The 20,974-nt window shown below is 69.0% G+C and carries 22 protein-coding genes; 14 read left to right on the top strand and 8 right to left on the bottom strand.

The features are described 5' to 3' along the window. Positions 1-11 precede the first annotated feature (11 nt). Both ACWDSJ_RS18290 and ACWDSJ_RS18285 read left to right on the top strand, forming a co-directional pair. The gene (locus ACWDSJ_RS18290) at positions 12-401 is read left to right on the top strand and encodes a VOC family protein (protein WP_450033246.1); all 390 of its coding nucleotides are present in this window, start codon (positions 12-14) and stop codon (positions 399-401) included. A 469-nt stretch (positions 402-870) separates the two neighbouring features. Then, on the top strand, positions 871-2,016 hold the full coding sequence (locus tag ACWDSJ_RS18285; protein ID WP_450033245.1) for an alpha/beta fold hydrolase: 1,146 nt from the start codon (positions 871-873) through the stop codon (positions 2,014-2,016). On the opposite strand, the gene ACWDSJ_RS18280 is transcribed toward ACWDSJ_RS18285, so the two are convergent. Next, positions 2,013-2,597 carry a TetR/AcrR family transcriptional regulator C-terminal domain-containing protein gene (locus ACWDSJ_RS18280; RefSeq protein WP_387361783.1) on the bottom strand — a complete coding sequence of 195 codons (585 nt, stop codon included), beginning with the start codon at positions 2,595-2,597 and terminating at the stop codon, positions 2,013-2,015. The genes ACWDSJ_RS18285 and ACWDSJ_RS18280 overlap by 4 nt on opposite strands. 96 nt (positions 2,598-2,693) lie before the next feature. Between ACWDSJ_RS18280 and bioB the strand changes: the two genes are divergently transcribed. Genes bioB through ACWDSJ_RS18265 form a run of 3 tightly spaced genes read left to right on the top strand, consistent with a single transcriptional unit; the run spans position 2,694 to position 4,640 of the window. Continuing rightward, positions 2,694-3,719, top strand: a complete 1,026-nt coding sequence (bioB, locus tag ACWDSJ_RS18275) for a biotin synthase BioB (protein ID WP_450033244.1) — start codon at positions 2,694-2,696, stop codon at positions 3,717-3,719. Between the two features lie 49 nt (positions 3,720-3,768). After that, positions 3,769-3,984: a biotin synthase auxiliary protein BsaP gene (bsaP, locus tag ACWDSJ_RS18270; RefSeq protein WP_450033243.1), complete on the top strand. Its 216-nt coding sequence runs from the start codon at positions 3,769-3,771 to the stop codon at positions 3,982-3,984. Beyond that, positions 3,984-4,640 carry a DUF2567 domain-containing protein gene (locus ACWDSJ_RS18265; RefSeq protein ID WP_450033242.1) on the top strand — a complete coding sequence of 219 codons (657 nt, stop codon included), beginning with the start codon at positions 3,984-3,986 and terminating at the stop codon, positions 4,638-4,640. Before bsaP ends, ACWDSJ_RS18265 begins: the two co-directional genes overlap by 1 nt. Before the next feature lies 1 nt (position 4,641). Here ACWDSJ_RS18265 and ACWDSJ_RS18260 read toward each other — a convergent pair whose 3' ends face one another. Continuing rightward, the gene (locus ACWDSJ_RS18260; protein WP_387361791.1) at positions 4,642-5,286 is read right to left on the bottom strand and encodes a DedA family protein; all 645 of its coding nucleotides are present in this window, start codon (positions 5,284-5,286) and stop codon (positions 4,642-4,644) included. Between the two features lie 100 nt (positions 5,287-5,386). Here ACWDSJ_RS18260 and ACWDSJ_RS18255 point away from each other — a divergent pair, with 100 nt between their 5' ends. Then, entirely contained in the window at positions 5,387-5,548 is a 162-nt protein-coding gene (locus tag ACWDSJ_RS18255) for a hypothetical protein (RefSeq protein ID WP_450033241.1), read from the top strand. A 48-nt stretch (positions 5,549-5,596) separates the two neighbouring features. Next, positions 5,597-6,784: a dipeptidase gene (locus ACWDSJ_RS18250; RefSeq protein ID WP_450033240.1), complete on the top strand. Its 1,188-nt coding sequence runs from the start codon at positions 5,597-5,599 to the stop codon at positions 6,782-6,784. Positions 6,785-6,829: 45 nt separating this feature from the next. Here the strand turns inward: ACWDSJ_RS18250 and ACWDSJ_RS18245 are convergent, their stop codons facing one another. From ACWDSJ_RS18245 to ACWDSJ_RS18235, 3 genes are all read right to left on the bottom strand, one after another. Continuing rightward, on the bottom strand, positions 6,830-7,516 hold the full coding sequence (locus ACWDSJ_RS18245; protein WP_450033239.1) for a helix-turn-helix domain-containing protein: 687 nt from the start codon (positions 7,514-7,516) through the stop codon (positions 6,830-6,832). Further along, a complete protein-coding gene (locus ACWDSJ_RS18240; protein WP_450033238.1) occupies positions 7,513-7,887 on the bottom strand; it encodes a hypothetical protein in 375 nt (124 codons plus the stop codon). Before ACWDSJ_RS18240 ends, ACWDSJ_RS18245 begins: the two co-directional genes overlap by 4 nt. Positions 7,888-7,956: 69 nt before the next feature. Then, positions 7,957-8,715: an NUDIX hydrolase gene (locus ACWDSJ_RS18235; protein ID WP_450033237.1), complete on the bottom strand. Its 759-nt coding sequence runs from the start codon at positions 8,713-8,715 to the stop codon at positions 7,957-7,959. Positions 8,716-8,790: 75 nt separating this feature from the next. Here ACWDSJ_RS18235 and nadA point away from each other — a divergent pair, with 75 nt between their 5' ends. The 3 genes from nadA to nadC are packed head-to-tail and all read left to right on the top strand — an operon-like array spanning position 8,791 to position 12,317. Next, positions 8,791-9,816: a quinolinate synthase NadA gene (gene nadA, locus ACWDSJ_RS18230; RefSeq protein ID WP_450033236.1), complete on the top strand. Its 1,026-nt coding sequence runs from the start codon at positions 8,791-8,793 to the stop codon at positions 9,814-9,816. Continuing rightward, entirely contained in the window at positions 9,813-11,420 is a 1,608-nt protein-coding gene (locus ACWDSJ_RS18225) for an L-aspartate oxidase (protein ID WP_450033235.1), read from the top strand. Before nadA ends, ACWDSJ_RS18225 begins: the two co-directional genes overlap by 4 nt. A gap of 36 nt (positions 11,421-11,456) precedes the next feature. Next, a complete protein-coding gene (nadC, locus tag ACWDSJ_RS18220; protein ID WP_450033234.1) occupies positions 11,457-12,317 on the top strand; it encodes a carboxylating nicotinate-nucleotide diphosphorylase in 861 nt (286 codons plus the stop codon). Between the two features lie 3 nt (positions 12,318-12,320). Here the strand turns inward: nadC and ACWDSJ_RS18215 are convergent, their stop codons facing one another. The 3 genes from ACWDSJ_RS18215 to ACWDSJ_RS18205 all read right to left on the bottom strand — a co-directional run bounded on the left by ACWDSJ_RS18215 (position 12,321) and on the right by ACWDSJ_RS18205 (position 14,975). Continuing rightward, on the bottom strand, positions 12,321-12,743 hold the full coding sequence (locus ACWDSJ_RS18215) for a hypothetical protein (protein WP_450033233.1): 423 nt from the start codon (positions 12,741-12,743) through the stop codon (positions 12,321-12,323). Between the two features lie 228 nt (positions 12,744-12,971). Further along, on the bottom strand, positions 12,972-14,144 hold the full coding sequence (locus ACWDSJ_RS18210; protein ID WP_450033232.1) for a winged helix DNA-binding domain-containing protein: 1,173 nt from the start codon (positions 14,142-14,144) through the stop codon (positions 12,972-12,974). A 9-nt stretch (positions 14,145-14,153) separates the two neighbouring features. After that, positions 14,154-14,975, bottom strand: coding sequence for a TioE family transcriptional regulator (locus ACWDSJ_RS18205; protein ID WP_450033289.1), 822 nt, complete (start codon positions 14,973-14,975; stop codon positions 14,154-14,156). Positions 14,976-15,086: 111 nt separating this feature from the next. Between ACWDSJ_RS18205 and ACWDSJ_RS18200 the strand changes: the two genes are divergently transcribed. The 4 genes from ACWDSJ_RS18200 (at position 15,087) to ACWDSJ_RS18185 (ending at position 20,952) form a co-directional block, all read left to right on the top strand. Then, positions 15,087-16,304, top strand: a complete 1,218-nt coding sequence (locus ACWDSJ_RS18200; protein WP_450033231.1) for an erythromycin esterase family protein — start codon at positions 15,087-15,089, stop codon at positions 16,302-16,304. Between the two features lie 63 nt (positions 16,305-16,367). Next, positions 16,368-17,228 (top strand): arylamine N-acetyltransferase family protein, encoded by an 861-nt coding sequence (locus tag ACWDSJ_RS18195; protein ID WP_450033230.1) that lies wholly within the window; start codon positions 16,368-16,370, stop codon positions 17,226-17,228. Between the two features lie 182 nt (positions 17,229-17,410). Then, complete coding sequence (locus tag ACWDSJ_RS18190; RefSeq protein ID WP_450033229.1) at positions 17,411-19,180, top strand: penicillin-binding transpeptidase domain-containing protein; 1,770 nt, start codon at positions 17,411-17,413, stop codon at positions 19,178-19,180. Between the two features lie 206 nt (positions 19,181-19,386). Continuing rightward, on the top strand, positions 19,387-20,952 hold the full coding sequence (locus ACWDSJ_RS18185; protein ID WP_450033228.1) for a serine/threonine-protein kinase: 1,566 nt from the start codon (positions 19,387-19,389) through the stop codon (positions 20,950-20,952). Positions 20,953-20,974: the final 22 nt, after the last annotated feature.

Here is a 20,974-nt window from a genome sequence, read left to right as displayed (position 1 = left end):
ACCATGCGCACGTGCTGAACAACGCCCGCGTCGAAGCGCGCATCCCCACGCAGGATCTCGCTCGGGCCCGCCGCTGGTACGCGGAGAAGCTCGGGCTCGAGCCGGTCGAGGAACGTCCGGGCGGTCTGCGGTACGAAGGCTCGTCGGGCGTGTTCTGCCTCTTCGCCTCGGCGGGCGCCTCGAACGGCTCCTTCACCCAGATGGGTTTCTACGTCGACGACATCGAGGCGACCGTCCGCGACCTGCGCGCCCGCGGCGTCGTCTTCGAGGAGTACGACGGCGCCGAGAACGGCATCATGACCATCGAAGGCAACTACCCCAGCAAGGGCACCGGCGAACGAGCCGCCTGGTTCCGCGACAGCGAGGGCAACATGCTCGGCCTAGCCGAAATCCTCCCCTGACCGCCAACCCCAGCCGCACCCTTTATTTGAATCCGCACCCCCTTCGGGGCCATGTAAAGGGTGCGGATCCGAATAAAGGGTGCGGCTGTGTTCGTGCGCCTGGGGGTAGCGAGCTTTGGGGGAGGGGTTTACCGGGCAGGGGGACCCGAATAAAGGGTGCGCCTGGGTCCGTGTGCCTGTGTTCGTGCGGCTCGGTTCGTGCGCCTGGGGAGGGAACTGGGCGGAAGGGGTTACCGGACACGGGGATTCGCAAACGGGGGAGGGGGATCTCGGCGGGGGTGTGGAGTGTCACGCGAGGGTGTGGGGTGGGGGTGAGGGGAGGAAGGAGTGGGGAATCTTCTCGCCGGTCTTCGGGGTGGGGAGAGCTGGATCGGGTGCTATAGCCATTGGCTGACAGGGGTCCGAGCGGGGGGACACACCGCATGCGACGGATGATCTTCCCCGGGGACAGCTCCTACAGTGGATAGGGATGTTTCACGAGGACCGGCTCCCGTCCACCGTCGCGGATTACGACGATGCGCGGCGGCGGGCGCGGCTGGCCGAAACACGGTGGGGGCACGACTGGGTGACGTTGCGGCGGACTCGGCGGGTGTTGGTGCGGGTGGGGTTGATTCCGTTGGTCGTGCTCGGGTTGTTCGTGCAGTACTGGGCGGGGGACATCGCGCCCGAGCGGGCTCGGTTGGCCCGTACCGAACCGGCGGTGATGCCGATCGCGGGGCCCGCGAACGTTCAGGGGCGGGATACGGCGGTGTTCGACCTGGTCGGACTCGGGTCGCTCGATGCCAGCGATACCGCGCGGTCGTTGCCGTCGCTGACGCAGCTGGGGTCGGTGTGGGCGGTGCGGTACGACAACACCGGTATCGACACCAAGGTCATCAGCGATCTGATCGTCAAGGTCACCGACGCCGCGCGGATCGACAACATCGTGCTCGTCGGGCACAGCATGGGCGGGGTGATCTCGCTCGAGATCGGCAAGCACATCCACACCGGCAGTACGAAGAGACTACAAGCGGTCATCCTCGACTGCACGCCGGTGAACCTCGACGCCGTGCGCCCCGAGAGCCGCGACCAGGGCGAGGATCTGTTGCGCTGGACGGGCTGGATGCCGGGCACCCGGGAGAGCCGCACCCTGCGCCTGCTCGCCGAAACCTACGCTCGCAGAAACGATTTCATCGACTACGGCAGTATCCCGCCCGGCATCGAGGCGAAGCGGCTCGGCCACACCGTCTCCGACGTGCTGGAGCAGAAGATCTTCAACTCCGACGTCGCCAGCAACGGCCTGATCGAGGCCCAGTTCAAGGCGATCGTCGCCAGCGGCGCGATCGACGACCTGCGCGCGCTGGCCAAACCGGCGAACGGGAAACCGCGCCCGGCCATCGCGTTCATCCGCCCGCACAATCCGGACCGCGACCCGATCGTCGACGACGTCTACACCCACCAGGTGCTCATCGATTACGTCGGCGGCGTCAACGGCACCCTGCTGGTCGTGCTCACCCGCACCACCGGCCACGCCAACCCGCGCCAACAACCCGGCGAGTACAACAAGGTCATCAGCGAGCAGATCGTCCCGTTCGTCCGCCAGATCAACGGCGAGCAGCTGGCCGCCTCGCGCTAACGCACCCGATCGCCCAGCAGGTGCCGCACCCCGCCCAGGAACAACTGCAAGCCGAAGTCGAAACGCTCTGTGGCACTGGTGTTCTCGTACAACGGCGAGGACTCGTCGGGCAGCGCTCCGGCCGAATCCATCTGCATGCGCGACTGCTCGTCGACCGTCTCGCCGAGCACATAGTACAACAGCGTGTACGCGCCCAGATCGGCCTCCTCGCGCGTCATCCCGCCGCGAATCAGCGCGCCCGCCAAGCGTTCCCGGCCCTTGCTCGTGGTCAACCGGGAAGCGTAAGTGGCCGAGACCAATTCGGCGCCGTCGCGGTAGGCCAGCAGGCATTCGCGCAGCCGGTGCGCCAGCTCGCCGATCTGATCGGCCCAATTCTCGCCCGCCACAACGTCTTCCAGGGGTGCGAGAATGCGGTCGGCCACCGCGCCCAGCAGCGCCTGTTTGTTCGGGAAGTGCCAGTACAGCGCGCCGGGTTGCACGCCGAGCGAGGTCGCCAGCCGCCGCATGGTCAGATCTGCCAGGCCGTACTGGTCGAGGATCGCGATCGCCCCGTCCACCACGTCCGCGCGATGCAGCTGCATTCGTATCCCTTCACGTTTTGACTCGCACCCCACGCTACCTTAGCCTGAACACCGTTCAAGTTGCCCGGCCACCCGGCCGAACGAAGGGATTCGCGCATGACTCAGGCACCGGCACGGACCGAGGTCGACAGCGACATTCTCGCCGTCGCCCGCGAGCAGGTCCTCGATCGCGGCGTGGGGCTCACCCAGGACCAGACCCTCGAGGTGCTGCGCCTCGGCGACGAGCGGCTCGAGGAGCTGCTCGCGCTGGCGCACGAGGTGCGCATGCGCTGGTGCGGTCCGGAGGTCGAGGTCGAGGGCATCATCTCGCTCAAGACGGGCGGTTGCCCGGAGGACTGCCACTTCTGTTCGCAGTCCGGGCTTTTCCAGTCGCCGGTGCGCGCGGCCTGGCTCGACATCCCCTCGCTGGTCGAGGCGGCCAAGCAGACCGCGAAGACCGGCGCCACCGAATTCTGCATCGTCGCGGCCGTGCGCGGGCCGGACGCGCGGCTGATGGCGCAGGTCGCCGCCGGGGTGGAGGCGATCCGCAACGAGGTCGACATCCAGGTCGCGTGCTCGCTGGGCATGCTCACCCAGGAGCAGGTTGACCAACTGGCCGCCATGGGCGTGCACCGCTACAACCACAATCTCGAGACGGCCCGATCGCACTTCCCGAACGTGGTCACCACGCACAGCTGGGAGGAGCGCTGGGACACCCTGCGCATGGTGCGCGAGGCGGGTATGGAGGTGTGCAGCGGCGGCATCCTCGGCATGGGCGAAACCCTCGAACAGCGCGCCGAATTCGCCGCGCAGCTGGCCGCGCTGGAACCCGACGAGGTGCCGCTGAACTTCCTCAACCCGCGGCCGGGCACCCCGTTCGGCGATCTCGAGGTGCTGCCCGCCGCCGAGGCGCTCAAGGCGGTCGCCGCGTTCCGGCTGGCGCTGCCGCGCACGATGCTGCGGTTCGCGGGCGGGCGCGAGATCACGCTCGGTGATCTCGGTGCCAAGCAGGGCATCCTCGGCGGCATCAACGCCGTCATCGTGGGCAACTATCTGACGACTCTCGGACGTCCGGCCGAACAGGATCTGGATCTGCTCGCGGATCTGAAGATGCCGATCAAGGCCCTGAACGAGACACTGTAAGGTCGTTCCTCGGCCGAAGGCACGGGACCGATACCGCATCGAGGTGGTCGTGGACACGAAACAGCGCTACAACCCGTACACGGGTGAGCCGGTGATCGCCGGTGTCTCCGTATCGGTTCCGGCCGCGGCGGCCCTGGGGCTCGAGCCCCCGCGCTTCTGCGAGGAGTGCGGCCGCCGGATGATCGTGCAGGTGAGTCCCGACGGCTGGTGGGCGAAATGCTCTCGGCACGGGACGATCGACTCCACGAGCCTGGACCATCGTTGATGGCCCACACATCCACCGCCGAGCCGACCCGCGCGCGCAGTCCCGAATGGCGTGTCGCGGGCTGGTTCACGGCCGCGCTGCTGCTGGTGAGCGCGCTCGGCGGGGTGGTGTGGGCGCTGCTCGCGCCGACCGAGAAGGTGGTGGTGCTCGAGCCCGGGCGCGGAGCCGCGCTGACGGGGGAGAGCGTGCACCGGTTCGACGCGGTCGCCGTGTTCGTGTGCATCGGGGCGGTGGTCGGGCTGGTCTCGGCGGTCGCGGTGTGGCGGCTGCTGCGGCGCGTGCGGGGGCCGATCATGCAGTGCGCCTTGCTGTTCGGCTCGCTGGCCGGGGCCTGGTTGATGGCGCGGTGCGGGGAATTCGTTGCGGGGCAGCTGCATTCACGGCCGGATCATCCGGCCGTGCACACGATCGTCGAGTTCGCGCCGACGGTGACGGGGTGGACGGCGCTGGTGGTGCAGCCGCTGCTCGCCTCGCTGGTGATCCTGGTGGGCTCGGCGCTGTCGACGTCGGAGGATCTGGGGGCGGGGGCGCCGGTGTCCGAGAGTTCCGGCGGGCGACGGCCGTACGCGTCGGATGTCAGTTACGGGCCGTACGGGACCGCGGCCTCCGATTCCCCGGGGCGGGCGAATCCGTTCCAGGACAGCGACTCTCGCTGACTCAGTCCGCCGGGTGACTGGCCTCGTACTCGGTTTCCAGCTTGCGCTCCTGGCGGCGTTCGCGGACCTTCCACACGATCAGGCCGATGACGAGGAGCGCGACGACCACACCGGCCGCCGAGCGGCCGACCGTCTTGGCGACGACCTCGTAGGACTGGCCCGCGACGAAGCCGAGGACGACGAAGGTGATGCCCCAGACGATTCCGCCGGTCGCGTTGAACGCCAGGAACTTCGGGTACGGCATGCGGGCGGTGCCCGCGAGGGCGGGCATGACCGCGCGGAAGAACGCCGTCCAGCGGCCCAGGAAGACCGCCCAGCCGCCGCGTTTGGCCAGGAACGCCTGAGCCTTGTCCAGGCGGGCGCGGTGGCGGTCCAGAATCGAGGCTTGCAACAGGCGGGTGCCGACGTGCTTGCCGACCTCGTAGCCGACGCTGTCGCCGATGATGGCGGCGGCGACCACGAGCAGAATCATCGCCCACAACACGACGTGGTGCTGGCTGGCCGCGACGCCGCCGAGCACCGCGGCCGTCTCGCCGGGAACGACGAAGCCGACGAAGATGGCGTCCTCGACGAACACCAGCAGGGTGACGATCACGTACACCCACGCCGGGGGGATGTCGAGGATCCGGTGCAGCAGCGAGTCCATGCCGGTCACGCTACCCGGATCGCGCGGTCCCGGAAATTCGCTGGCGGTCCCGGCATCGGCGCGAATACCGTCATTCGGCGAGGACGACCAGGGGGAGACGATGACCACGACACCGCGCCGACGGCTCGGCGAATCCGAGCGCGCCGATCTGACGGCCTGGCGTCGCCGTCACGAGCTGCGCAGATCCAATGCGGCGCAACCTGTTTCGAACAAGCGTACGTATCGGCGCGGGAGCAAGCATCGCAAGCGCGATCCGGAGTAACCGACGTGTCGCCGGTTCGACCGGGCCGGGGCCGGGTAGAACGGAACGATGACACTCGAGCGCGCCCGCGCCCTGCTGCGAGACGCCCCCGTGGTCGACGGTCACAACGATCTGCCGTGGGCCATGCGGGTTCTCGCCCGCTACGACCTGAACGCCGTCGACCTGGCCGCCGACCAGAGTTCGCTGCTGCACACCGATCTCGACCGGCTGCGCGCCGGTGGGGTGGGGGCGCAGTTCTGGTCGGTGTACGTGCGCAGCGACCTCGCCGGGGATCACGCGGTGAGCGCGACGCTGGAACAGATCGACTTCGTGCGGGCGCTGATCGAGCGGTTTCCCGATCGGTTGCGGGCGGCGTACTCGGCTCAGGACATGGAGGACGCGCGGACGGCCGGTCGGATCGCCTCACTGCTGGGGGCCGAGGGTGGGCACAGTATCGACTGTTCGCTGGCGACACTGCGGGCGTTGTATCGGCTGGGGGTGCGGTATATGACGTTGACGCACAACGACAATGTGCCGTGGGCGGATTCGGCGACCGATGAACCGAAGGCGGGCGGGTTGACGGCATTCGGGAAAGAGGTTGTGCGGGAGATGAATCGGCTGGGGATGTTGGTCGATCTGTCGCATGTGTCCCCGGAGACGATGCGTGACGCTCTCGCGACTTCCGAAGCGCCCGTAATCTTCTCGCACTCGTCCGCGCGGGCCCTGTGTGATCACCCGCGCAATGTGCCCGATGATGTGCTCGCGGTACTGCCCGGGAACGGTGGCGTCGCGATGGTGACGTTCGTGCCGAAATTCGTTCTGCCCGAGGCGGTTCGGTGGACCGCGGCGGCCGATGAGAACATGGTGGCACACGGGTTCCATCCGCTGGATACGAGTCCGGCGGGGATGGCGTGTCAGCGGGCGTTCGAGGCGGAGCATCCCCGGCCGGTGCCGACGGTCGGAACTATCGCGGATCATCTGGACCATATGCGGGAGGTGGCGGGGGTCGAGCACATCGGGATCGGGGGTGACTTCGATGGGACAGCGTTCGTGACGGCGGGGTTGGAGGATGTGTCGGGGTACCCGAATCTGGTGGCGGAGTTGCTGGTTCGCGGGTGGTCGGACAGTGACATCGCGAAACTGACATGGCACAACGCGGTTCGAGTGTTGCGGGACGCGGAGGCGGTCGCGAGCGAACTCCAGCGAACCCGCCCGCCGTCGCTGGCGACGATCGAGGAACTGGACGGGACGCGCTGATCCGGTGTGGTCTCCAATTCCCTTGCGGCTAGGACTCCTTCGTGCTCAGGAACAGGTGGTGGCCTGTTCGTCGCGCTCCGAAGGATCGATGTCGATGCGGAGGTCTCGAACGAGTCGTTCGAGCGTTTCCTCCCACCCTGGCGTTTTGTCGCCGACAATATGGATCGCTGTTCGGAGCGCGGCGATCCCGGTTTGACTCGCGGACAAGGCATCCTCTGCTTCGACGGTCAGTCCGACCACCACTTCCCGCTTCTTCGGGATGGTCGCCGTGGCTTCGAGAATGTGATCGAGGTTGTGCAGTTCGTCGAGCACGCGAGAGATGCGCTGCTCCACGAACTCACGTTCCTCGGCTTTGATCGGGCCGATCAGGACACGTACACCGAGCTTCCAACTTCGGTTGCGTGAACCGGTCGGTGGCTCAATAGCTTTGACTATTCGTGTGCCGACGCGCGCATCCGCCGCCGTGCGATCGATGGGTTGGATGGCTTCGAGGCCGACGCCGTAGCCGAGCACATGCATCATTCGGGCCAGGCTCCGAAGGGTGAGGTTTCGACGGCCGCTGAGCCGCTGACTGATCTCTGTCGGCCGAACTCCCAGCATGTCGGCGAGTTGACGTTTGGTGGTATTCGTCGCCTCCAGCGCTTCATGGACCATCTCGGTGGCCGCCAAGACAAGGCGCTCCTCGGCGACGAGCGCATCGGATTCCGGGGTACGTGGGAACCAGGTGTTCATGGGGTGTGCGCCTCCTTCCAAATCTCGATTGCACGGGCCGCCTGTTCACATACTTTCCGATCCGGAGGCTTTCTTGCTCCGTGTGTGGCAATCCAGTCGTTACCTTCGCGGATGACGTACAAGCGATGACCGGACCTCGTCTTGATCTCGGATACGGAGGGTGAGACCGGGCAGTGCAATCTGCGCATCTCTTCCGGGCTGCGCAGATATCCGATCGTGGTCAAACGTTCGAAGCGTACGTAGAACTGCGCCTTGGTTCGTTCGTCGCAGGACGCCAGCCAGTCTCTCGCCCGGCAGGCTCCGCCGATCACCGCGCCGAACAACGTCAGCGTCCGGCCGTCATGCAACACCTCCAACCGAAGTGAAGTCATAACTTCACTCTACTGGCAGTGTAGTGCCTGCTGGGGTCGTTGCCTACCTGCCGCGAGGTTCGATTGCGCTCACCCCGGTGGCCGCAATGCGGCGAATTCGTCGGTGACGCGGAGGCCGTCGTCGGTGAAGCGGTAGACGGCGGCGGGGCGGCCGCCGGATTTGCCGGGGGCGGCGGTGGCGCCGGTGGGGGTGATGACCTTGCGGCGGGTGAGGACTCGTTGGAGGTTGGTGGTGTCCACGTCGTAACCCAGGGCGGCGCAATAGATTTGACGGAGGGTGGACATGGTGAAGCGGGCGGGGGCGAGGGCGAAGGCGATGTTGGTGTAGGAGAGTTTGGCGGCGAGGCGGGCGCGGGCGTGGTGGACGACCGTGCCGTGGTCGAAGGACATGGCGGGCAGGGTGGAGACGGGGTGCCAGCGGGTGTCGGGCGGGAGGCGGGGGTCGGCGGTGAGGGGGACCAGGCCGAGGTAGGCCGAGGCGATGCGGCGGGGGCCGGGGACGCGGTGCGGGTCGCTGAAGACCGAAAGCTGTTCCAGGTGCCAGAGTTCGCGGACGTCGACCTTCTCGGCGAGCTGGCGGCGGGCCGAGGCGTCGAGGTCCTCGTCGTCGCGCAGGCGGCCGCCGGGTAGGGACCAGGTGCCGGTCTGCGGCTCCATCGCGCGCTCCCACAGCAGCACGGCGAGTTCGGTGTGCCAGCCGGGGGTCTTGCGTACCGACTGGGGATCGATCGCCTCGCTGATGCTCTGACCTGCGGTGATGGTGTCGGGGAAGCGGCGAACCTGGAACACGGCGGTGAGCGATTCGTGAACGGTGCTACTATGGGGCACGTTTTCGATTCTAAGTCGAAAACCGGGTGTATGCGAATCGGCGCGGTTGCCGAGCGCATGAGGAAGGAGCCTGCCATGGCGACGATGATGCTTGCCGGGCATGTAGTGGACGGTCCGTCGGGGTTCACGGGGGTCGAGGCGACCCCGGAGTGGGCCCGGGAGATCAAGCGGCTGGCGCGGGAGCGCAACGCGACCGTCCTGGCGCACAACTATCAGCTGCCGGAGATCCAGGACGTCGCCGACCACGTCGGTGACTCGCTGGCGCTGTCGCGGATCGCGGCGGCCGCGCCCGAGGACACGATCGTGTTCTGCGGAGTGCATTTCATGGCGGAGACGGCGAAGATCCTCAGCCCGGCGAAAACCGTGCTGATCCCGGACCAACGTGCCGGTTGTTCCCTCGCGGACTCCATCGACGCCGACGAGTTGCGCGCCTGGAAGGCCGAGCACCCCGACGCGGTGGTGGTTTCGTACGTGAACACCACGGCCGCGGTGAAGGCGCTCACCGACATCTGCTGCACCTCCTCCAACGCGGTCGACGTGGTGGCCTCGATCGACCCCGACCGCGAGGTGCTGTTCCTGCCGGACCAGTTCCTCGGCGCGCACGTCAAGCGCGTGACCGGCCGGGAGAACATGCACATCTGGGCCGGGGAATGCCACGTGCACGCGGGCATCAACGGCGACGAGCTGACCGAGCAGGCGCGCAGCCACCCCGATGCCGAACTGTTCGTGCATCCCGAATGTGGTTGCGCCACTTCGGCTCTGTACCTCGCGGGGGAGGGCGCGTTCCCGGCCGACCGGGTGCACATCCTGTCCACCGGGGGCATGATCGACGCCGCCCGGGCCGCCCGGTCGAATCAGGTGCTGGTCGCCACCGAGGTGGGCATGCTGCACCAGCTGCGCAAGGCCGCGCCCGGCATCGACTTCCAGGCCGTCAACGACCGCGCCGCGTGCAAGTACATGAAGATGATCACCCCGGCCGCGCTGCTGCGCTGCCTGGTCGAGGGGCGCGACGAGGTGCACGTGGATCCCGAAACCGCCGCCGCCGGAAGGCAATCGGTGCAGCGGATGATCGCCATCGGCAATCCCGGCGGCGGGGAATGACCTCGTTCACCTGGGAGGCCGAGGCCGATCTCGTGGTGATCGGCGGTGGCGTCGCGGGCCTGACCGCGGCGCGCACCGCCTCGCTGCGCGGGCTGCGGGTGCTGACGCTGAGCAAGGGCGGGCCCACCGACACCGCCACCCAGTACGCGCAGGGCGGCATCGCCGTCGTTGCGCCGCAAGGGGATTCGGTGGATTCGCATGTGCACGACACCGTGGTCGCCGGGGCGGGGCTGTGCGATCCGGAGGCGGTGCGCTCGATCGTCGAGGGCGGCGGGCGCGCGGTGGCGGCTCTGACCGACCTCGGGGCGGTGTTCGATCTCGGGCGCGACGGGGAGATCTCGCGCACCCGCGAGGGCGGGCACAGCACGCGGCGGATCATCCACGCGGGCGGGGACGCGACGGGCGCGGAGGTGCAGCGGGCATTGAACGCGGCCGGGCTGCCGGTGTTGTTCGGCGCGGCGGCGGTCGATGTCGTGACCGGGCCGGGCGGGGTGCGCGGGGTGCTCGCGGTGTCCGACGAGGGCTTCGGCGTGGTGCACGCGCCCGCGGTGCTGCTGGCGACCGGGGGGCTCGGGCAGTTGTACGCGTGCAGCACCAATCCGGCGGGCGCGACGGCCGACGGGGTGGCGCTGGCGCTGCGGGCCGGGGCGATCGTGGCGGATCTCGAGTTCGTGCAGTTCCATCCGACCGTGCTGTTCGCGCGGGGCGGGGTGGGGCGGCGGCCGTTGATCAGCGAGGCCGTGCGCGGGGAAAGCGCGAGACTGGTTGACGGACAAGGGAATTCGATCATGGACGGGGTGCATCCGCGGGGTGATCTGGCGCCGCGAGACGTGGTCTCGCGGGCGGTGGCCGCGCGGATGCGGGCCACCGGGACCGAGCACGTGTATCTCGACGGGCGGGGGATCGAGGGTTTCGCGGAGCGGTTCCCGACCATCACGGCCTCGTGCCTGGCGGCGGGGATCGATCCGCGGCGGGATCTGATCCCGGTCGCGCCCGCGGCGCATTACCAGTGCGGGGGCGTGGTGACCGATACCTGCGGGCGCACAACGGTTCCCGGGCTGTACGCGGCGGGCGAGGTCGCGCGCACCGGACTGCACGGGGCCAATCGGCTGGCCTCCAACAGTCTGCTGGAGGGGCTGGTCGTCGGTGAGCGAGTCGGGGCGGCGGCGATCGAGCGGCGGGACGAGGGTGTCGAGATCGCCGCGGCCGCCGTTCCGATGTTCCCCCGGGCGGATCGAACATCGTTGCAGGCGTTGATGTCCGATCACGCGTCGGTGGTCCGCGACGGGGAGGGACTGCGGGCCGGGGTGCTGGGCCTGGTCCAGCTGCTGCGGGGCGAGAACGCGAATTCCGCTGTCGCGAAATCGGTTACGGATATCGAGGATTCCGCTCTGACCCTCACGGCCCGGGCGCTGCTGGTGGCGGCCGCCGCCCGCACCGAGAGCCGGGGCTGCCACACCCGTTCCGACCATCCGGAGCCGCGCGCGGAGTTGCATCGCAGCCTGCCGGTCCGTTTGGGGGCCGACGGGCGGCCGCAGATCGTTCCGGAGCTGGCCGATCCGCCGGGACGGTGGACCGGGTTGGCCGTGCCCAGGGCGTCGTAGCCGCCCGAGACAAGACTTTTCGATCAGGAGGTAGTGATGACGCTGGACGGTGGGCTCGACAGGGATGAAGTGGTGGGGATCGTGCGGCGGGCCCTGGAGGAGGATCTGCGGTACGGGCCCGATGTGACGACGAATGCGACGGTTTCGGGGGACGCCGTGGTCAAGGCGGGGGTGGTGGCCCGGGAGGCGGGGACGGTGGCCGGGATCGATGTGGGGGTGGTGGTCCTCGATGAGGTGATCGGGGCGGGGAATTACGAAGTGACGGAACGGGTTTCGGATGGGACTCGGGTGCGGGCGGGGGAGACGGTGTTGGGGGTGGTGGGGCCCGCTCGGGGGGTGCTGGTGGCGGAGCGGACCCTGTTGAATCTGGTGACGCACATGTCGGGGATCGCCACGGCGACCGCGGCGTGGGTGGATGCCGTGGCGGGGACGGAGTGCCGGATTCGGGACAGCCGGAAGACGTTGCCGGGGCTGCGGGCGTTGCAGAAGTACGCGGTGCGGATGGGCGGGGGCGTCAATCACCGGATGGGGCTGGGGGACGCGGCCCTGATCAAGGACAATCACGTCGTCGCGGCGGGCTCGGTGGTGGCGGCGCTGCGGGCGGTGCGCGCGGCCGCGCCGGAGATCGCCTGCGAGGTCGAGGTGGACGATCTCGATCAGCTCGACGCGGTGCTGGCCGAGGACGTGGAACTGGTGCTGCTGGACAACTTTCCGCTCTGGGCCACCCAGGCGGCGGTGCAGCGCCGCGACGCGCGGGCGCCACGGACGAAGCTGGAGTCCTCCGGCGGACTGAGCCTCGACGTGGCCGCCGACTACGCCCGCACGGGCGTCGACTACCTGTCGGTGGGCGCGCTGACCCACTCGGTGCGGGTCCTCGACCTCGGTTTGGACATGTAACCGCTACAGCCCGAATTCGCCCGGGGCCAAACGCAATACGCGACAGCAGTCGCGCAGCGCGTCGGCGCCCCGGCCGTCCACCCGCCCGGCGAGTTCGATTCCGGCCCACACCGCCGCGCGGGCGCGATCCGGGCTGTCGGTGGCGCGGGCGATCTGCTGGAGCACGTACGCGCGACCGAAGGCCGGATCGAGGGTGAGCCGAAGCCAGTTGTCCTCGAACAGATTTCGCAGTTCCCCTTGCGAGAAGTGATGCAGGACGGTCGATTCCTCGATGCGGTCGGCGATGCGGATGCGGCGCTCGGGGTCACCGGTGGTGCCTGCGGTGGTCGCCAGGGCGCAGACCCCGACGGCCGCGTCGCGGAAGATGGTGTCGCGGAAGGTGTCCGCGCGCGTGGAAGTCGTTTCGAGATCGTCGACGAAGGACAAGGAACTACCCCCAAACAGGTGGAATTGTTCGGGCGGCCGCCTACCGTCCGAATACGACAATCGATGGCGCGACGGTAACAGAACGCAGCGCCCCGCCCGGCGCGAAACGATCGACTGTCCGGACGCGTCCGAAATCGCAAACGACGGATGCAATTTCATCGCCACGATGACCTGGCGACACGCGAACCCGCAGGTCCATGGCGTGATATCCGCCACAGGGGCGTGTTATCAGGCGGTGAGTTCCCGTTCCAGCGGCGTGCGAAAGCGCGGAATCGCGCGCACGTCGCCGAAGAACTCCCGAATGCATTCGGCCTCCCGTTCGATCGCGCTCTCCGCATCGCTACCCACGTCTTCGAGCGTGCGCCAGACTATTTCGCCGTCCTTGCGCTGCGCCCAGCCGCCGACGATTCGTCCGTCCCACCAGATCGTCGGACCGATATTGCCGTTGGTGTCGAAGACCGCGGGAGCGTGCGGGCCCAGGAACCAGTCGCGCGCCTGCCAGCCCATCGGCGTCGGGTCCAGGGCGGGCAGCAGCGCCGCCCACGGCTCGACGGCGGGGGTGGGCTCGAGGTCGTCGGCGAGGGCGATGCCGGTCGTGCCGTCGAGATCGACTTCGGCGATGTCCAACCGCGCCAACGTCTTTCGCACATCGCCCAGCGTCCAGCCGGTCCACCACTTGAGGTCGGCGACGGGCGCGGGGCCGAAGGTGCGCAGCCAGCGCCGGACCAGTTCCGTGCGGCCCTCGTCGATCGGCAGCGTGGGAATGCCCGCGGGCAGCCAGGATTCGATCGGCGCCCAGGTGTACTGGCTGCTGGTCCAGCCGCCGTTCGGGCGTCCGCGCACGATGCCGCCCTCGCAGCCGAGGGTGACCAGCACCCAGGTGGTGATGTTGGTGGGCTTGGAATACGGCTTGCCCGGCGCGGTGTCGACCTGGGTGCGCAGCCGCGGCACCGCCGCGCCGAGCTGGGCGCCGGTGGCGCTGCCGCGGGCCAGCAGTTCGCGATGGGTCTCCGCCTCGACCTCGCTCAGCCATGCCTGCACATCGCCCTCGACCACGCCCTCCAGATACCGCCCGTAGGTGCGGCGCTGCTTGTGGGCCAGCGCGTCCGCCACCGAAACCTGAAGGGCCGGAACCAGATCCACCGGGACGACGAACATGGTGCGGCGCATGGCCAGCATGCGCAGCAGCGACCGATCGTCGTAGAGCGCCCGCTCCATGTCCGCTGGTTCGAGGGCGCGCCCGCGCGCGGCGGCCGACAGGTACACCGTCGCCGGATCGGTGGCGTGCAGAGCGACCATCGCCGCCGCGATCGCGGCCGGATCGTCGACGCGCCGCGCCGGGGCGAGCAGATGCCGGGTCGCGAGTCGGGCCCGCCGCTCCGCGGTGTCGATCGAACGCATGGGCGAATACTACTCGAGCGCGCGCAGATAGGCGTCGAGCTGAGCCGCGCCCGCGAGCAGGGCCCGCCCGCGGGCGGTGAGCCGGTCCTGCCAGGCGTCGAGGAAGGCGCGCAGCGCTTCGGCGCCGCCCGCCGCGCGCAGGGACGCGAGGAAGCGGGCGATCTGGTCCAAGGGGTGGCCGCCGCGCCGGAGTTGCCGGACGATCTCGGCATCGCGCACGCAGTCCGGGCCGAAAAGCCGGTAGCCCGTTGACCTTTCGCGTTCGGGGCGGAGAATACCCGCGGCCTCCCAGGCGCGCAGCGTCGCCGTGTGGACGCCGAGGCGGTGCGCGAGTTCGCCCACGGTGAGGGGTGGGGCCGACGTTTCGGCCGGGTCGGGGTCGTGTGGGGCCGGGTTGGGGTGGTGCGGGGTCGATTTCGCGGCCCGGTCGGGGTCGTATGGGGCTGATTTTGCGGCCGGGTCGGGGTGGTGCGAGGTCGATCTTGCGGCCGGATCGGGGTCGTGTGGTGCCGTGGTCAGGGTGGTGAGGGCGGTGGCGACCTCGGTGTGGGTGGTGCGTTCGTTGTGGAGGGCGACGTGGGTGGTGTCGAGGAGGCGGTAGGCCGCGGGGAGGTCGTCGCGGTGGACGGCGCGCATGATCGCCAGGGCGTGCTGGTGGCCGTGGCCCTCGCGGAGGGTGAGGAAGGCGCGTAGGGCGTGCGCGTGGCGGGGGGTGTAGTGGCGGTAGCCGGTGTCGGCGCGGTCGGTGGGTGGGAGGGCGCCTGCGGCGTCGTAGTTGCGGATCGCCTGGGCGGACAATCCGTGTTCGCGGGCCAGGTCGATCGGTCGCAGGAGGGGCTCCTTTGAGGGTTTTCGGCGGAAGCTCCAGGTGGATAGCGCGGAAGTTTCACTCGGTTCTTCAACGATAGCGTCGAGGGCAGTTCCTTCGACCAAGGGGAGATCATGTCCACAGTCACCGCGTTGCGTGCGATGGGTCGCGCGCTCGACGATCCGGAGAGTCTGGGGCGGGCTCTCGACGAGTTGCTGGGCGCGCGTCGGGAGCCGCCCGCCCTGTTCGCCCTCGGGGAGCCGACGCACGGCATCCCGGCATTTCCGTTGCTGCGCAACGACATCCTCGCGCACCTCGTCGAGCGTGGCTTCCGGTCGATCGCGCTGGAGAGCGACTTCTTCGCGGCCGCGCTCGTCGACGACTACGTGAACGGGTCCGCGGGCGCCATCGACACGGTGCTGCGCAGCGGATTCAGTCACCGCTTCGGCAATGTGCCGGGCAATCGGGAACTCGTGGAGTGGTTGCGCGCGCACAATGCCGACCGCGTGCCCGCGGACCGCGTCCACTTCTACGGGTTCGACGCGCCGTTCGACCAGACCGAACTTCCGAGCCCGCGCGGGTCGCTGACCGCGGCCATCGCCTGTCTGCCCGACGCGCTGCGTCCCGAAAGCGCTTGCGCCGCAGACGATTTACTCGGTGACGACGGGGAGTGGACGAATGCCGGGGCCACCTACGATCCGGAACTGGCCTTCGCCGACCCCGACCGCCTCCGCGCCCTGCGTGTGCTCGCCGACGACGTCGCCAGCGCCCTGCGTCGCGCCGCTGCCGCCCTGCGAGCCGCCGACCCGGCCGGATACGACCTCGCCGCCGCCCACGCCCGTACCGCCCAGGGGCTGCTGCGCTATCACACGGCGTTGGCGCGCCGCGGTCCCGATCGCATCGCGCTCCTGCTCAGCCTGCGCGCGGAGATGATGGCCGACAATCTCCTCGCGATCCTCGCCCGGGAGCAGCACCGGGGACCGACCCTGGTGTTCGCCCACAACACGCACCTGCGGCGCGCGCGGTCCCGCATGACGGTCGGGGCAGCCGACGTGAGCTGGGACAGCGCCGGGGCGCTCGTCGCCACCGCCCTGGGCGAGTGGTACGTCTTCGTCGCCACCGACGCCGACCCGCACAGCGAATCCGGCACGCTCCAAGGCGAATTGGCCGCCGTCACCGCCCGGCGCGCCCTGTTCCCCGCACCGGCACTGCGCGCCGCGCTGCCCGCCGCCACCACCGCGAGCGCGCCGATCGTGCCCGGACACATCCCTCTCACGCCCGACGATCTGGATTGCGCCGACGCGGTGGTCTTCGTCGCGGATACGGATGCGAAGCGGTATCCGTACTGGTGAGGACCACGGGAACAGTGCGGGATCGCTACGGGTTGACCGAAGGGATCGACAACGGAGGTGACGATGAACAAGCCTGCGGACGCGGCGTATCACTGGGACGGCGACGCCCTGGATCTGGACGGCTATCTCACGCGCATCGGCTTCGAGGGGGAGCGGACGGCGAGCGTGGCGACCCTGCGAGCGTTGCAGTACGCCCACACCACGACGATCCCGTTCGAGAACTTCGAGCCGGTGTTCGGGCGGGCGTTGCCGTTGGATCTGGAAGCGTTGCAGGACAAGATGATTCGCGGTCGTCGGGGCGGCTACTGCTACGAGAACGTCGGGCTGTTCGCGGCTGCGCTGGAACGACTCGGGTTCGGCGTCACCGGATTGCAGGGGCGGGTGAGCATGGGTGCGGGCGGGGTGCGTCCGGCCACCCACGCCCTGTTGCGGGTCACCACGGCCGACGACGAGCGGGTCTGGTTGTGCGACGTGGGTTTCGGGGCGGGGCCGCTGGCGCCGCTCGAACTGAATCCGGACGCGGGCGAGGTGACGGCGGGACAGTGGCGCTTCCGGCTCGAGCGCGGGCGCGGGGAACTGGACAGCGAACTGTGGACGCTGCATCAATTCGGCAAGGACGGGTGGGTCGACCGGCACAGCTTCACGCTGAACCCGCAGTACCGCATCGACTTCGTGGTCGGCAACCACTTCGTCGCCACCTCGCCGCGCTCGCCGTTCGTGACCCGGCCCTACGTGCAGCGGTTCCACCCCGACGTCCATTACGTGCTCGACAACACCACCCTCATCACCGAATATCCGGACGGCACCGCCGATATCCGTGACCTGGAACCGGCCGAGTTGCCCAAGGTCGTGGCCGAGGTCTTCGACATCGAACTCGCCCCGGCGGACGCCGAGCGGTTGGCCACCGGATTTTGGTTGGGGTGACTGATCGGGGACCGGCGGATGCCGAGCGGTTGGCTACCGGCTTTTGGTTGGGGTGAGTGATCGGCTCGCCCCGGCGGACGCCGAGCGTTCGGCCACCGGATTTCGGTGTGAGCGAGCGCGATGACACCCGACAAAACGTACGTTTCCGGGGGCTTCTCGGGGTGGCCGGTAGGGTCGGGCGGGTGCGCACGAGTACGAAGCTGGTCGCCCTGTTCGCCGCCCCGATTCTCGCCCTCGCCGCCTGCTCGGGCGACAAGACGACCGACCGGTTGAACAGCACCGTGCACACCTTCGCCGACGCGCTGGGCCGGGAGGATCCGGCGGCGGCCGCGGCGGTCACCAGCGATCCCGCGCAGGCGTCGGAGACGCTGGGCAAGCTGTTCGACAGCCTGGGCAAGGATGTGCGGGTCGAGGTGGGCACGGTCGACAAGAACGACGCCGGGGCCACGTTCACCCTGAACACGACGTGGAAACTCGGTCAGGGCGGCAACGAGTGGGCCTACACCACCACCGGCACCGCGGTGCGCGCGGGCGAGGGGTGGAAGATCCACTGGAATCCGGCGACCGTCGCGCCCGGACTGGACGCGGGTCCGCTGAGTTACGGTCCGGTCTATCCCGATCCGGCGGCGCGGGTGCTCGATCGGGGCGGGGCGGAGTTGCTCACCCAGCAGGTGGTCACGCTGGTGAACGTGGCGCCCGGCGCGGACGTGAACGGCGTTGCGGCGCTGTTGAATCCGATCGATTCGAGTATCACCCCGGAGTCCCTGCAAGCCCAATTGTCCGGTGCGCAAGGCAAATCCGTCACCGCGATCTCCCTGCGCGAGGCCGATCTCGCCCCGATCTCCGCGCCGCTGGCCGCGCTGCCCGGGGTGACCCTCGCCCCGCAGACGCGGCTGCTGGCCACCGACAAGACGGTCAGTTCGCCGACGCTGTCGGGGTTGTCGGAGTTGTGGCAGCACGCCGCGGACGACGCGGCGGGCTGGGCGGTGCGCGCGCAGACCGCCACCGGCACGCAGCGCGTCGGCGGGCAGGACGCGAAACCCGTCGCCGATATCGCCAGCACCCTCGATCTGGGGATGCTGCGTTCCGCCGAGGCCGCGCTCGCGCCGATCGCGACGCCCGCGGCCATGGTCGTCATCCAGCCCTCCACGGGAAATGTGTTGGCGCTGGCGCAGAACGCACCCGCCGACGGGCAGGGGCCGATCGCGCTCACCGGGCTGTATCCGCCGGGTTCGACCTTCAAGACCGTCACCGTGTCGGCGGCGTTGCAGGCCGGGCAGGTCACCCCGGACACCGTGGTCGGCTGCCCGGGCACCGAGAACATCGAGGGGCGCCAGATCCCCAACGACGACAACTTCGATCTGGGGCAGGTGCCGCTGCACACCGCGTTCGCCCGCTCCTGCAACACCACCATGGGGCGGCTCGCGGTGAACCTGCCACCGGACGGACTCACCAAGGCGGCCGCGCAACTCGGGCTCGGCGTCGACTACACCGCGCCCGGGATGACGACCGTCACCGGCAAGGTGCCCACCGCGGACACTCCCGCGTTGCGGGTCGAGGAGGGCATCGGGCAGGGCAAGGTGACGGCGTCGCCGTTCGGGATGGCGTTGCTCGCCGCGGCCATCGCGCGCGGTTCGGTGCCCGCCCCGACGATAGTCGCCGGGAAAGCTGGTGTCGCCGACCACAATCCGGACCCGCTCCCGGCCGGGATCGCCGATCAGGTGAAGGCGATGATGCGCGAGACCATCACCGGCGGCACCGCCACCCAATTGCGCGACATCCCCGGCATGTTGGGCAAGACGGGCACCGCCGAGTACATCGATGACAAGCACGCGCACGGCTGGTTCGTCGGCATCGATGGTGATCTGGCGCTCGCGGTGTTCGTCTCCGACGCGGGCGGTTCGGGTCCGGCCGTGGACGCCGCGGGACGGTTTCTGCGCGACCAGAAGTGACCTTCGTCACGAGAGGTCGCGGTCCCGTCACACAGTGATCTCGCCTTCACCGCACAGGTGTCGGACATATTTCGCTCGGATCTCACTCCGGCGTCGGAGGTCCCGGTCGGGGCCGCTACACTCGTCCGGGGAACAAGCGGGCAACCGCCCCTCGGTAAGTCACGGATCGCGGAGAAACTCGGAGTAGTGCCATCGAAACCGGCCAAGTGATCGCAGGGCATTACCGCCTGGTCGAACGGATTGGTAGCGGCGGCACAGGCGTCGTTTGGCGTGCCGTCGACGAACGTCTGGAACGATCCGTCGCGATCAAACAGATCCTCACCCAGCCCAGTCTGCCGCCGGGTGAGAAGGACATCGTGCGCCAGCGCGCCTCGCGCGAGGCCCGCAACGCCGCCCGCTTCCAACACCCCAATGCCATCGTGGTTTTCGACATCACCGACCACGAGGGCGATCCGTGCCTGATCATGGAATACCTGCCGTCGCAGAGTCTGGCCGTGGTGCTGGCCTCGCAGGGCACGCTGCCGCTGCCGCAGGTCGCGCGGATCGGCGAGCAGGTGGCCTCGGCGCTGGTGGCCGCGCATCGGGCGGGCATCGTGCACCGGGACGTCAAGCCGGGCAACGTGCTGTTGGGGGAGAACCACACCGTCAAGATCACCGATTTCGGCATCTCCAAGGCCAAGGGCGACGTGACGCTGACCGCGACCGGATTGATCTCCGGCACCGCGGCGTATCTCGCGCCGGAGGTGGCCCGCGGCGCGGAGCCGAGCCCCGCCGCCGACGTCTTCGCCTTGGGCGCAACGCTTTTCCACGCGCTGGAGGGCGAGCCGCCCTACGGCACCAACCCGAATCCGCTCGCGCTGCTCTACGCCGCCGCCAACGGCCAGCTCAAGCAGCCGCGCAACGCCGGGCCGCTGACCGATCTGCTGCTGGATCTGCTCAGCTTCGATCCCGAGGATCGCCCGAGCATGACCGAGGTCCGCGACCACCTCGCCGATTTCGCCGACTACGGCGCCGATTCCGAGCCCACCCACATGCTCGCGACCCGCCGCCCCGCCACCCGCCGCCAGGCCACCCGGACACTGGATCGCCGTGCGGCGCAGGCGGATATCTCCACGGCCGAGATGATGGCAACGGCCGCAACGATTTCCGAGCCGGAGATGGCCCCCGTGCGCCCCGCCGCCCCGGGCGCGCATCCGACGCGGTCGCATCCGGTGCAGTCCCAGGTGTTGGAGGAGGCCCCGGCGGGCAACCGCAAACCGCTGTTGTTCGTGGGTGGGTTCGCGGTGGGGCTGGTGATCGTGGCTGTGGTGTTGGCGGCGATGTTCAGTAATTCGGGGTCGGGATCGTCTGGGGCGCAGACGAATTCGACGTCGGTCGCCGCGTCGGCCAGCGCCAGCAGCACGGCGTCGGCGAACGCCGCGCTTGGGCAGACCAAGGGTGTGAGCGACGCGGATGTCGGCTTGGCCGCATCCATGATCGAAAAACAGTTCTACAACGCCATTCTGGACTCCGACTTCGACACGGCGTGGTCGCATCTCACCCCTGCGGCTCAGCAGGTGTACGGGAGTGAGGATGCGTTCCAGACGTACTGGTCGCAGCACCAGATCACGCACTACTCCGAGATCGAGGGCGTGCGGAACACCCCCAACTCCGACGGCTCCGTGGACATGCGGGTGTCGAGTCTCAGCTACGGCGGCAAGACCAAGACGAATGTGCCGCTGCGCGTAATCAATTCGAAGTCAGGTCCGCAGATCGATAGCGATACTCGCTGAGCGAAACCGGCAGGGGCTGGGC

Source organism: Nocardia sp. NPDC003482, assembly GCF_053588115.1.
The sequence above is the reverse complement of the archived record's forward strand: the minus strand, read 5'-3'. Positions and strand labels throughout refer to the sequence as shown.

Coding starts and splice junctions, on each gene's coding strand:
- ACWDSJ_RS18240 (WP_450033238.1), bottom strand. CDS start 7,887: ATGACTTCACTTCGGTTGGAGGTGTTGCATGACGGCCGGACGCTGACG.
- ACWDSJ_RS18195 (WP_450033230.1), top strand. CDS start 16,368: ATGAACAAGCCTGCGGACGCGGCGTATCACTGGGACGGCGACGCCCTG.
- ACWDSJ_RS18225 (WP_450033235.1), top strand. CDS start 9,813: ATGACCTCGTTCACCTGGGAGGCCGAGGCCGATCTCGTGGTGATCGGC.
- ACWDSJ_RS18260 (WP_387361791.1), bottom strand. CDS start 5,286: ATGGACTCGCTGCTGCACCGGATCCTCGACATCCCCCCGGCGTGGGTG.
- ACWDSJ_RS18265 (WP_450033242.1), top strand. CDS start 3,984: ATGGCCCACACATCCACCGCCGAGCCGACCCGCGCGCGCAGTCCCGAA.
- ACWDSJ_RS18250 (WP_450033240.1), top strand. CDS start 5,597: ATGACACTCGAGCGCGCCCGCGCCCTGCTGCGAGACGCCCCCGTGGTC.
- ACWDSJ_RS18255 (WP_450033241.1), top strand. CDS start 5,387: ATGACCACGACACCGCGCCGACGGCTCGGCGAATCCGAGCGCGCCGAT.
- ACWDSJ_RS18245 (WP_450033239.1), bottom strand. CDS start 7,516: ATGAACACCTGGTTCCCACGTACCCCGGAATCCGATGCGCTCGTCGCC.
- ACWDSJ_RS18280 (WP_387361783.1), bottom strand. CDS start 2,597: ATGCAGCTGCATCGCGCGGACGTGGTGGACGGGGCGATCGCGATCCTC.
- nadA (WP_450033236.1), top strand. CDS start 8,791: ATGGCGACGATGATGCTTGCCGGGCATGTAGTGGACGGTCCGTCGGGG.
- ACWDSJ_RS18210 (WP_450033232.1), bottom strand. CDS start 14,144: ATGCGTTCGATCGACACCGCGGAGCGGCGGGCCCGACTCGCGACCCGG.
- ACWDSJ_RS18285 (WP_450033245.1), top strand. CDS start 871: ATGTTTCACGAGGACCGGCTCCCGTCCACCGTCGCGGATTACGACGAT.
- nadC (WP_450033234.1), top strand. CDS start 11,457: ATGACGCTGGACGGTGGGCTCGACAGGGATGAAGTGGTGGGGATCGTG.
- ACWDSJ_RS18200 (WP_450033231.1), top strand. CDS start 15,087: ATGTCCACAGTCACCGCGTTGCGTGCGATGGGTCGCGCGCTCGACGAT.
- bioB (WP_450033244.1), top strand. CDS start 2,694: ATGACTCAGGCACCGGCACGGACCGAGGTCGACAGCGACATTCTCGCC.